A 12,806-nucleotide genomic window follows, 5' to 3' on the forward strand; every position below is an offset into this window, starting at 1 on the left:
AACCTTTGCCAGATCAGGGCTTATTGATTGAGTGACTACATCAACTCAGAGCAAGTGTTAACACTAGACACTAGGGTCTGTTGATCTTTGCTGTTTGAATTTTGTTCGAGTTAAAAACGTTTTAATCGAGGCGAATTGATTGATGCCTAGTCATCTAAGCAAAATCCATTCAACAAAGAGTAAAACGTTTTTAGCCGAACCTTTCAGGCAGCGTTTGTTGGCCATTTTTACTGCGTTATCGACTTTTTATGTAGAATAACTACACCTCAAAGTCTCTGCCTTGTATAAAAGACCAACAATTCGCTGCAAAAACAACCTTGAAAGATCAACAGACCCTAGATACTAACCTGCTTTAGCTTGAATTCGATAAGCATGTAGCAAAGGTTCTGTGTAACCAGAAGGCTGAGATTTGCCTTTAAAAATCAGATCGCATGCCGCTTTAAAGGCGATGCCGTCAAAATTAGGCGCCATATTAGTGTACAGCGGATCACCTGCATTTTGAGTATCGACCACCGCGGCCATTTTTTTCAACGCCGCCATCACTTGTGCTTCACTGCATAGGTCATGCTCAAGCCAATTAGCTAAATATTGCGATGAAATTCGTAAGGTCGCTCTGTCTTCCATCAAGCCGACATTATTAATATCAGGCACTTTTGAACACCCCACACCTTGATCAATCCAGCGCACTACATACCCTAAAATACCCTGGGCATTATTTTCGAGTTCAAAAGTAATTTGCTCATTGGTGAGTGCTACCCCATCAGCAAGTAAAGGTATGGTCAACAAACTGTCAATGCTAGCACGTGGGCGTTGTTTAATTTGTTGCTGAACATCTGCCACATTAATTTGGTGATAATGAATAGAATGCAGCACGGCACCATTTGGCGAAGGCACCCACGCTGTGTTTGCGCCCGCTTTAGGATGAGCCGATTTTTGTTCAAGCATCGCTGCCATTTCATCTGGCATTGGCCACATGCCTTTACCGATTTGAGCACGACCTTGTAAGCCACATTCAAGCCCAATATCGACATTCCAGTCTTCGTAAGCACTAATCCATTTTTGCTGTTTCATCACCGATTTAGGCACAAACGCACCCGCTAGCATTGAGGTATGCAGCTCATCACCCGTACGGTCAAGAAAGCCAGTATTAATAAACACGACGCGATCTTTGGCTGCCCTAATGCACTCTTTTAAATTCAGTGTCGTTCTGCGCTCTTCATCCATAATGCCTACCTTAATAGTATTACGCGGCAGCTTGAGCGCATCTTCTATCTTAGCAAACAGGTCACAGGTAAATTGCACCTCTTCAGAGTCATGCATTTTGGGTTTTACAATATTCACCGAACCTTTGCGGCTATTGCTACGACCATTATTGTTACCTTTAAGGTCATGCATGGCAGCAAGCACAGTGATCATGCCATCAAGTATCCCTTCAGGTATTTCGTTGCCATTTTTATCCAGCACAGCATCAATGGTCATCAAGTGGCCTACATTACGCACAAATAGCAAACTTCTACCGGGTAACGTCACTGTTTTTACATCTGCATTCTGGTTGGCATTAGCAGCGGTATAGACGCGATCATCGTTGAGCTCTCTTACAATCTCTTTACCATTTTTAGTCAACGAGGCAACTAAGTTACCTTGCATCAAACCTAACCAATTGCGATAAACTTCAACCTTATCTTCAGCATCCACTGCAGCGACAGAATCCTCACAGTCCATAATGGTGGTCACAGCGGCTTCGACCAGTAAGTCTTTAACGCCAGCGCGATCGCTGCCACCGATGACACTGCTTGGATCTATTTGAATTTCGATATGCAGACCATTGTTAACTAACAAAATAGCACTTGGTGCATCGGCACTACCTTGGTAACCCACACACTTATCGGTTTGGGCTAAGCTTGTAGTCGAGCCGTCAGTTAATTGCATCCGCAACACACCCGCGTCGAGGTAATAACGAGTCACATCAGCATGGCTACCTTGTGCTAAGGGCGCAGCGGTATCTAGGTGTTGTTTGGCAAAAGCGATAACTTTATTACCGCGTACAGGGTTGTACTGTTTAGTGATCTCCGCGCCATCTTCTTCAGATATTGCGTCAGTGCCATATAGCGCATCATACAGGCTGCCCCAACGTGCATTGGCAGCGTTAAGCGCAAAGCGAGCATTTTTAACCGGCACCACCAATTGCGGTGCTGCTTGCGCGGCAATTTCATGGTCGACATTTTCAGTGCTAATTTGAAAAGCCTCACCCTCAGGTACTAGGTAACCTATTTCAAATAAAAAAGCTTTATATTTTGCTGGGTCAAAATCTTGGGTGGGATGGTCAATATGCCATTGATCTATTTGCTGTTGTAGTAGTTGTCTTTTTTCTAACAGCTGCGCATTAACGGGAGAAAATTCATTAATAATGTCCTCAAATTTTGTCCAGAAGGTTGCTGAATCAATGCCAGTACCTGGGCAAATTTCACTATCAACCAATTGCCACAACTCTTGTGCTATGTGTAATCCACCTACTTGAATACGTGCTGTCATGTTATATCCCTACCTTATTTTCTGTGCGTTGACCGTAAACTCAGTCCTAAATCATATGCCTTAAATCATTGGCCATAAATCAGTAGTCCCAAATCACTAGCTCAAACTCATTCCACTGTTAACAGCTTACTCTTCATACGCGGTAATTCTTTACTCTATATCAAAGTTATCTTATTTATCCAATTTATGCTTATTATCATCACTATTCACCAAAGATATGGCAAAATGACGTTTTTTAGTTAATTTACAACATATACGTAACTAAAAATCACAATTACAGTAAGATTACACATCGCCTCTATTTATCTCTTCTGCGGTTTTAGTGATAAGTTGCCGCATCCATTGATGCGCGGGATTATGTTGAAGCAAAGGGCTCCAAGCCATAGTCAAGGCAATGGGGTGAATAACAAAAGGCGGCGGAATAATGCTCACCCGTTCATTATTGATATGATGACGCGCCATCTTACTTGGTATGGTTGCGATCAAATCTTGTTGCTCAGCCAACAAACAGGCGGCTTGATAATGGCGGGTAAAAACGGTGATCTGGCGTTTCACACCCATTCGCGTTAACGCTTCATCTACCCAACCCAAACGCTGAACATCATCAGGGTTCATCCCTACCCCAACACCCATACCAGTTTTACTCACCCATACATGCTTAGCTTTTAAATAACTGTCTAAAGAAAACTTCTTTAAAACAGGATTACCCTTACTAATCAGGCAACTAAAATCGTCACTCCACAATACTTTTTGATGAAATGATTGCGGAATACTGTCAAAACGGTTGATCACCATATCGACTCTTCCTTGTTCTACATCAGGGAAACTGACATCACTTGGGGTCATGATATCTAAAATAATGTTAGGTGCTTGAGTACGAAGCTTGGCAATAAGCGGTGGAATTAACGTCGCTTCAGCATAATCACTTGCCATAACACGGAAGACTTTATCGCTTTCTAGTGGATCAAAATGGGCACGCGGTTGCACGGCTTTTTCCAGCCCAATAATCAACTCACTAATAATGGGTTGTAATTCATTTGCGCGTTCGGTCGGCGTCATACCCTGACTAGTGCGAATAAGTAAGGGATCGTCAAACAAGTTTCGTAAGCGTTTTAGGCCATTACTCATTGCAGGCTGGCTGATCCCAAGTTGGTCAGCAGCTTTAGTCACGTTTCTTTCACGCAGTAAAACATCTAAATAAACAAGGAGGTTCAAATCGATACGAGATACATTCATATGGTGAATACCGAAGATAGTAAGCATAAATTAGGTTTATTTAACCAAATCTGACTATTATTTTCAACGTAATCAATTGCCGCTAATCTATTTGTTAAGGAATAAACACATGACTCACTACAAAAATAATATCGATGAAGCTGCCACCTTGATTAATTCAGAAGGTAGTAAATGGAATGCCATCAACCCAGAGTCAGTCGCTCGTATGCGTCTACAAAATCGCTTTAAAACTGGGTTAGACATAGCAAAATACACTGCCAAGATCATGCGTGAAGACATGGACAACTACGACAAGGACTCATCGCAGTACACTCAGTCTTTAGGTTGCTGGCATGGTTTTATCGCCCAACAAAAAATGATCTCGATTAAAAAACATCTTTTAACCACCAAGCGTCGTTACTTATACCTTTCAGGTTGGATGGTAGCTGCACTGCGAAGTGAGTTTGGTCCATTACCTGACCAATCTATGCATGAAAAAACTTCTGTTGCTGCATTGATTAAAGAGCTATACACCTTCCTACGTCAAGCTGATGCTCGTGAACTAGATGGTCTTTTCCGCCAATTAGATAATGCTAAAGAGTCTGATAAAGCCGCGATTCAACAAAAAATTGAAAACTTCGAAACCCATGTTGTACCTATTATTGCCGACATTGATGCCGGTTTTGGTAACGAAGAAGCCACTTACTTAATGGCAAAACAGATGATTGAAGCCGGTGCTTGTTGTATTCAATTAGAAAACCAAGTATCAGACGTAAAACAATGTGGCCACCAAGACGGTAAAGTCACCGTGCCACATGTTGAGTTTTTAGCAAAAATTAATGCGGTTCGTTATGCATTTTTAGAGTTAGGTATCGATGACGGCGTGATTGTTGCGCGTACCGATTCATTAGGTGCAGGCTTAACTCAAAAAATTGCTGTCACTAATGAAGCAGGCGATCTAGGCGATTTATACAATAGTTTCCTTGAAGTTGAAGCCGTTGATGCAGCAAAACTTGAAAACGGTGACGTGGTATTCAAGCAAGGTGGCGAATTAGTAAAACCGGCTCGTCTACCAAATGGCTTATTTAAGTTCCGTGCTGGTACGGGTGAAGAGCGTTGTGTACTTGATTGTATTACTTCATTGCAAAATGGCGCTGATTTATTGTGGATTGAAACTGAAAAGCCTCATGTATCGCAAATTGGTGGCATGGTTAACGAAATCCGTAAAGTTATTCCTAATGCCAAGCTTGTGTATAACAACTCGCCATCGTTTAACTGGACGCTTAACTTCCGTCAGCAAGTATTTGATGCGATGCAAGCAGCAGGACAAGACGTATCAGCTTACGACCGTGCGCAATTAATGAGCGTTGACTACGATGGCACTGAGCTTGCTATCCAAGCTGATGAAAAAATTCGTACCTTCCAAGCTGACTCGTCACGTGAAGCAGGTATTTTCCATCACCTTATTACACTACCGACTTACCATACAGCAGCATTGTCTACCGACAACTTGGCTAAAGAATACTTCGGTGACCAAGGTATGTTGGGTTATGTTGCCAATGTTCAACGTAAGGAAATCCGTGAAGGAATCGCCTGTGTTAAACATCAAAACATGGCTGGTTCAGATATGGGTGATACACATAAAGAGTACTTCTCTGGTGACCAAGCGCTTAAAGCGTCTGGTAAAGACAACACAATGAACCAGTTCTAAGACTGATTTTATAACTGCTTGTGTAGAAAGTAGAAAACGACTTACCCAAATAGTGACTAGCTTATGTGATGTTTTTGAAGTGAACATCGCTAACAGTGAAAACTAAACCCAAAAGGCCTGCTTAACATAAGCAGGCCTTTTTATGTGTTATTTTCGGGTCAAATGGTCACTGTGACGCTAACTCATTAAGATACACACTGATACAAGCCATTATTATGCAATGATATTTTTGACTAGTGTAACCGCCCATTTCGCTCAATTTTGACGCTTAACTATTGATGAAAATTTCCACTTACATTATTGTGAAACTGCGAGTATATTAATCAAGCAGATTCATGGATTTGAATTTGCAATTAATAACATCGTTCGCGCAACAATCAAGGATGACAATGACAAGCTTCACTTCCAGTTTATTATCAGTAGGCATTCTTCTTTCGAGCATGTTTGTCACCATTGGGGTGATGTTTGTTTTACTGAAACATCGCGACAGTACGGTAAAACTCCCCGTCGATCGCGACCAACTTCAGCGTATCCCCGCTTTTGGTTTACAACAAGAAATACAAGACCTTCAAATCAATTTGATTGCCAGTATGCTAATGGGCGTATTGGTTGTGTGTCTGCCATTTGCCGTTAACAGCATTCAAGCACACATTACCGTCGGCAAATTCCCTTGGATGTTTGCTATAACCTCAATGCTCGGATTATCTTATTGTGGTTATAAAACGTGGAAAAACTTTTCCAAACTCACCAAATTACGCCTAGGCCACACAGCAGAAATCGCCACTGCCAATGAGCTAATCGGCCTACAAGCTTTGGGCTATCAAGTATTTCACGACATACAAGCCGACGGCTTTAACATCGACCATTTAGCCATAGGTAAAAACGGCGTATTCGCCATTGAAACCAAAGGCCGCCATAAGCAACATAAAGACAACAAAAATGGCGGAAAAGATTTTCAACTAGCCTACAAAGACGGTCGTTTACACTTCCCATCGTGGACTGAAACCAAGCCAATAGAACAAGCAACCCGACAAGCCACTTGGGTCAGCCAATGGTTAACTAAAGCCACCGGACAGCCAATATTTGCCAGCCCAGTACTCGCATTCCCCGGCTGGTTTGTAACAAGCCAAACAAAGCCACCGTTCCCCATCTTAAATCATAAGCAGTTGGTCAAAACCATACCAGCTGTCCGCACTCAAACACTCACCCAACAACAAGTCGACGCTATTGTGTATCAAGTGGCGCAGAGATGTTTGAGTAAGAGTGAGGTAGGGAAATGATTAAATTATCTGATATAAGATATACAATTAAATTAAAAGATTTGTTGTTGTAGTTACAATAAAACTTAATAAATAAGAAAGGTATACTTAAATTTTAAAGGAGTTAAGATTGCGAGCTAAAAAAACAACAAAGAAATACTACTAAATCTGAAGTAGCTAAGATTATCGGAAATTCTAAAAATGAATTTACTGCGCAACTTAATTTTTTTGCTAAATTAGGCCACAAAAAAATATATCAATATCTTCCATTTCTAGCAAATAACCCGTTATTCAATAAATCAATTTTTTTGACATTAAAAATGAATGACCAAGATATCTATAAGAAGAGAGTCAGCTCCATTCCACTAGATAAAAATATTGCTTGGTGTCTTTCTATAATCGAATATCATTCAGATAAACTCAAAGAATATCAAAATTTAAAGTTAAATTTAGAAGTAATGATATTAAAAGGAGAATGCAATAAATCTCTAAATATACTTGACGAAATTGATGATTTATGTGGTGTCTCAATTTGGTCTCATAGTGTTAGATCAGCAGTTCAAAGCTTTTTACTCCACGATAAATCCTTGAAACCAATAAAAACATTTGAACTAATTAAAAATAATTATTTTCTTCAGTATGTAACTTATTATGCTGGCTCATACTTTAACGACCCTGAAATATATTTCACCTCAAGAAATACACACTTCAATGATATTATAAGATCTGCCGATTCAAGTGTTACAGACTTTTTCTTATATAGATTTTTTAGATTGGAAAATACGTTCGTTGTAGATTTTGAAAAAATCTATGAAATAGAAAAGAACTCATCATTAATTGATATATTTGAACTGGTTGTGTTCTCAGTAGAATATGTAAAAGTTAGAAGATTGGATTTTGAATCAACATTAAAATACAATAAAAATCATTTCCTTAGCACTTTATTAAAGACAGGATACACAAATTATAACGATTTAGATTTAACCACGGAAAACAATTTAAACCTCCAAAACCTTAACGAAGAATTCATTACAATAGATCTTTATACCGAAGGAAAGTATGAAGATGTTATCATTCGATGTCAAAAATATCATTTAATAATTATGGATTTTAGCTTTGCTGAATTATGCGCTAAATCATTATCTAGAGTAGAGGTGAAAATGGATGAAAATTTCACATCTAAAATTTTAGAAGCAATGAAAGAAGTTTTAATTAGAAGTGATAAGTACGATAATGCGCTTTCATATTTAGCTTGCCTAGCTAATTCGTTTAGCAAATTTGAATGGTTTAAACAACTGGGTTATTTTGTAGAGAGAGAGTCTAGGAATAAATCAATTGAAGAAATATCACGTTCAGAAGTAGGTTTATACCTTTTTTCTCGGTTTAATAGCCCCAAAAAATCGTGTATTTTTGATGAAAGAAAAAAATATCTAAAAATTCTATCTACCATATATAACAATTCATCATCCTTAGCCTTAATTTCAGGAGTTAACTTTTCAGAATTAAAATTAAAAAATTTAAAAATCAATCCTGAAAGATTAAATAAATATAATGCATTAAACTTAATCAATGAAGGTGAATATCTAGGAGCAGAGAGTTTACTAGCTAAACTTATAAACTCACAAGATAGAATAATAAAAATAGAAAGCTTAAAGATATTTACAAGTTTGCTTATAATACAGAGAAAATTCGATGAAGTATTAAACCTTATTATTGAAAATTCTATATATGGCGATAGTGTATTCTCAATATTTGACACTGATTTGTTAATAAATTCAATAGAAAATAGCAAGTTTAAAACAAATGCTATTGAACTTCCTATTTTATATTCGCTCCATTCGCAATTTGTAAACTCAAAGTTCGATCCGGTGTTGAAATTTTCATTTGAAAACTTTCTTTACCAAAACAACTTAAGACTTCCAACAGAGTTATTCGGTAAAGAGGATATTTTTGGAGAAGAAAAACTTTCATTTTTCCTCAAATGGATATGCACAACGGAAATAATGAAACTTTATTTGGAATTTGAGACATCTAGAGATATAGAAGAATGTAGGCTTGAAATTTGTAATTATTTATTAAGTAAAAGAATAAACATAGATGACTTACAGTTTGAAATCAAAAATATCAGTAAAAACCTTATTGTTAGAAAAGCAGTTCAACAAGTTGAAAACAGCAGAATATATGTTGATCAAGCTATTTATAAGGGTAGAAACTCAACTCCATACAGATCATTATTTGAAAGATATTTAGAATTACTTGCTAAAAAACGAGAACTTATGGAGGACGACGTCACATTCGAAAATCTATTAACTGTATTAAACATCAAAAATTTAGGAGAGAAATCGTTTTGGAAGTCAATGTCAATTGTGTTTATTCCAGATGTTAATCTCTCCCCCAAAAATGCTACATTTTTAAGTCTAGCAAAGTTAATGAGACAAGAGTTCACATATGGTGAGAAAGGGATAAATAACTATCTAAGTACACGTATTAGGCATGGGGTATTACCCACTGCAATTAGAAAATCTTCAATGAAAGAAAGTATTTACTTCCCTATAACTATGAATTTAAATAGCTTCAAGGAATCTCTGAATAGAGAGATCATTGTTCAAATTAAAGATGAAGAATTGGAGCGATTTTTAAATATAGCAAGAAAGTTCACAATAAGTTTAGAAAATCAGATTTCGTTGTTTAACGATAAAAAGCTTCAGATCTATACTCTAGAAAGTCCTTTAAATAAAGATGATGAATCACATGGCATGTTTAATTATTCAATATCACCTTTAGAAACCTATGCTTTGCAATCAGAATTACCACCATCGCCGTCTTATGAAGATCTCGTTAGAATAATAACTGCCTGGTTGTGGAATCGTACTGACTTTATATTAGATGAAGTAAAGGAGTATATTGAAACAACTTTTCATAGTGAACTTAATAGCATATTCGATAACTTCATAAGCGAAATACAAAGCTTAAATATGTCACAGTTTGGGAAAAGACATTTTGCAAATGCTGTAAGTAGAGCAAAAGCGGCAATTTCCACTGATTTAAAGACTGTAAAATCATGGTTTGAACATGTGGATTCTGAAGGTGATGGCGAATTTGAATTAAGCACAGCGATTGAAATAGCAAAAAGATCATTAAGTATAAATTTAAATTCATCAGAAGAATATATCCATAAAATGCCACAGAGAGAAGTATCTTATTGGGTTGATGTTTTTTTTATACTTTTTGAAAATGCGTTATCAAAATCTAAATTGGACAGAGATGAAGTAATAATCAACTTAAAAATATCGAATCCACAAAAAAACCTCTTAATGATTGAGTGCATGAATAATATCCGCACGATCGACAGTGTCGAAAACTCAAATGAACACCTTGAATTTTATAGACAAGCATATGGTAATGAAGAGTTAACTAGTGATGCTATTCAAAGTGAAGGTGGTACCGGATTTTTTAAAGTTTGGAAGATCATCGCACGTGATTTAGGAATAAAACATAACATTGAATTTGGTTTTAAAGATAATCAGGTATTTTATGTTCGTATAACTTTAAATTTAGGAGCGTCTAATGACTAATATTCTAATAGTTGAAGACCAAGAAGAAAAAAGCAATAAATTATACAGTTTCTGCACATCAAAGTTTATCCACAAAAATCGAATAGATATTGAGCAATCGTTAAGGGGAGGACTTAAGAAAGTTTTACTAAATAAAGATTACGATCTTATATTTTTAGATATGAGCATGCCAAACTTTGACCCGAGTTCAGATGACCCATTAGGAGGTAGCCCTGAAAGTTTCGCAGGTCTTGAGTTTGTATCACAGTTAAAGTTAAGAGGTATATTTATACCTGTAGTTGTTGTAACACAATATAGAACATTTGAAGAAGGTAAAATCGATCTCGGTAGTATAGATAATCACCTAACCTCTGAATATGGAAGTTACTATTTAGGCTCTGTATATTATAGCTCAGCAGATAGAGATTGGGAAAAGCCTTTATTAAATACTCTAAAAAAGGCAAAAGTATTATGAATATATTTTCTATCTTAATAATTGATGACAATTATGACAAGGTAAAATCAGTTGGAGAAATAGCAAATAAACTTAAAAATTGTGAAGTAGACAGTGTAAACAATACTAGAGAAGCATTGATTAAATTAAAAAACACTCAATATGACCTTTTAGTCGTCGATATGAACCTCCCAGAATCTATTGGAGAGGAGCCTTCAATTAAATCTGGAAGTACACTTATACACACTCTTTTTACTAATGAAAGATTAAATAAACCACTCTTCATAATTGCAGCAACCAGCCATACTGATGCATTCAAAGAGAATAATGAATTTTTAACTACTAATGGTATACCTTTTGTACTAACAGACAATTCTACCCAAGATTTGCCAGATTTAATATCAAAAAAAATTAAATATTATCATTCATTAAAAGAACAAATTGAGATTAAATTTAACGAAAATAAAAGTACTTCACTCAACGCATCGGAGAAAGTCACTTTAAAGTGGCTATTTGAACATGTGGATTTGAAGCATTGGGTAGCAGCAATATCGTTATTATTAGCTTCCTTTGGTGCAGGATACCAAGCTAGCAAGCTAACATTAGTCCAAGAAATGATTGGCTCCCCTACCCATTTGGACTCTAATAATATTAGTGAAGCTAATATTGAAAAATCACAATGAATAAGTGGGATATTAAAAGCGACCTTTCGGTCGCTTTTAATGATAAATGGGGTCAGAACCTGACGAATCCCCACAAAATAATGAATAAAAATAATGAGATAGGTTAAAAAATGAGGAACATTCATGGCATTTGGTGATCAAATTTATCGCCAAACAAAAAAATTACCACGAGTCAATGCCATGGATGCAAAACACGTTTTATCAAAATGCCTCTCACTTGCCCCCCTATGTTAACGCACAAAACACACAAAACTCGCCGCTTTAGTTTGTTTGCTGCCATTGAAAGTGTCCAGTTTGGCTTGACCATTACTGTAGCCGCAGATCTAAAGACATAGCAAAGAATAAAGGAATATCAATGTAACGAATATAGTTTATCTTATCCGAAAGAGATAACCACAAAGCAACGCGTAACATATTGATAACATTGTATTATACGATATGAAAATATTACAATTTAATCAGAAAAATATACCGTTTTACGTTATCACGACCTCATTAAGCGGGTAAAAAACAAGCAGTGTCATTGGATATATATACTACTCTCCCACAGCTACTCACAAAAAATATAACGTAACCAATTGATATTAAATTATAAATATCAAACTCAGATAAATAGCTCTCTGTTATTTTTATAAAGTTGGCATCCGTTTTGTAACTAGTTAGATGTATTTACGTAATTAACTAAGAGTACCTTATGAAAAATACGATTATTACTTTAGCTGGACTTATTTCGTTAGCCTCTTTTAGTACTTTTTCTCACGCTGATGATTTGAAGAGAGACGTAGCAGAAAATGGCGTTTATGTCGGCGCGAATTATGGTTACCTAAAAGTTGATGGCGAAGATGACTTTGACGACGACAATGATGTTCTCCAGAGCATAGTCGGTTATCGCTTCAACAACTACATAGCTCTAGAAGGTAGCTATATTGATTTTGGTAGTTACGGCAACAACTTATCTAGCGCTGAAACAGATGGTTATACCGCAGGTCTAAAAGTGACATTGCCAATTGCTGATCGAGTAGAGCTGTATGCTAAAGGTGGTCAGTTATGGTATTCAACAGATTATGACGTGGTTGGCTTTTCTGGCAATAAAGATGATGAAGGTGTATTTGCTGGTGCAGGTGCAGCGTTTAAAGTAACAGATCGTTTTTTAATTAATGCCGAGTACACTTGGTATGATGCAGAAATTAATTTAGATAATGTATCTAACGGTTCCGACACAGAAACAGATTTTAAGCAGGCTAGTATCGGTGTTGAATATCGTTTCTAGTGATAAGTAGAGTGCTTAAATTAACGACTTAAAAGTATAACCCAAAGGGTGTAATGCAAATTGTGTTACACCCTTATTTTAAAATAAATGGGGCCAGACTCTAGCCCCATTTATCCTATCCTAACAAA

8 protein-coding genes and 1 pseudogene are annotated in these 12,806 nt (G+C 36.8%); 7 read left to right on the forward strand and 2 right to left on the reverse strand.

Translation table 11 applies throughout. The features are described 5' to 3' along the window. The first annotated feature begins 142 nt into the window (after window positions 1-142). Window positions 143-346, forward strand: a pseudogene (locus N4T56_RS15660) (hypothetical protein). Here the strand turns inward: N4T56_RS15660 and N4T56_RS15665 are convergent. Together N4T56_RS15665 and N4T56_RS15670 are read right to left on the reverse strand one after the other, a co-directional pair. After that, a complete protein-coding gene (locus N4T56_RS15665; protein WP_261733889.1) occupies window positions 343-2,532 on the reverse strand; it encodes a malate synthase G in 2,190 nt (729 codons plus the stop codon). The pseudogene N4T56_RS15660 and the gene N4T56_RS15665 overlap by 4 nt on opposite strands. Before the next feature lie 285 nt (window positions 2,533-2,817). Next, window positions 2,818-3,768 (reverse strand): LysR family transcriptional regulator, encoded by a 951-nt coding sequence (locus N4T56_RS15670; RefSeq protein ID WP_261733890.1) that lies wholly within the window; start codon window positions 3,766-3,768, stop codon window positions 2,818-2,820. Between the two features lie 109 nt (window positions 3,769-3,877). On the opposite strand from N4T56_RS15670, the gene N4T56_RS15675 reads away from it, so the two are divergent. The 6 genes from N4T56_RS15675 to N4T56_RS15700 all read left to right on the forward strand — a co-directional run bounded on the left by N4T56_RS15675 (window position 3,878) and on the right by N4T56_RS15700 (window position 12,678). Continuing rightward, window positions 3,878-5,458, forward strand: a complete 1,581-nt coding sequence (locus N4T56_RS15675; RefSeq protein ID WP_261733891.1) for an isocitrate lyase — start codon at window positions 3,878-3,880, stop codon at window positions 5,456-5,458. 389 nt (window positions 5,459-5,847) lie between these two features. Beyond that, window positions 5,848-6,738: a nuclease-related domain-containing protein gene (locus N4T56_RS15680; RefSeq protein WP_261733892.1), complete on the forward strand. Its 891-nt coding sequence runs from the start codon at window positions 5,848-5,850 to the stop codon at window positions 6,736-6,738. A 299-nt stretch (window positions 6,739-7,037) separates the two neighbouring features. Further along, window positions 7,038-10,292, forward strand: a complete 3,255-nt coding sequence (locus tag N4T56_RS15685; RefSeq protein ID WP_261733893.1) for a hypothetical protein — start codon at window positions 7,038-7,040, stop codon at window positions 10,290-10,292. Beyond that, complete coding sequence (locus N4T56_RS15690) at window positions 10,285-10,746, forward strand: response regulator (RefSeq protein ID WP_261733894.1); 462 nt, start codon at window positions 10,285-10,287, stop codon at window positions 10,744-10,746. The genes N4T56_RS15685 and N4T56_RS15690 overlap by 8 nt, the downstream gene beginning before the upstream one ends. Continuing rightward, window positions 10,743-11,408 carry a response regulator gene (locus N4T56_RS15695; protein WP_261733895.1) on the forward strand — a complete coding sequence of 222 codons (666 nt, stop codon included), beginning with the start codon at window positions 10,743-10,745 and terminating at the stop codon, window positions 11,406-11,408. Before N4T56_RS15690 ends, N4T56_RS15695 begins: the two co-directional genes overlap by 4 nt. Window positions 11,409-12,102: 694 nt before the next feature. After that, a complete protein-coding gene (locus N4T56_RS15700; protein WP_261733896.1) occupies window positions 12,103-12,678 on the forward strand; it encodes a porin family protein in 576 nt (191 codons plus the stop codon). The last annotated feature ends 128 nt before the right edge of the window (window positions 12,679-12,806 follow it).

The sequence above is a fragment of the Shewanella phaeophyticola genome (assembly GCF_025398315.1).
Taxonomy (GTDB): Bacteria; Pseudomonadota; Gammaproteobacteria; order Enterobacterales; family Shewanellaceae; genus Shewanella; species Shewanella phaeophyticola.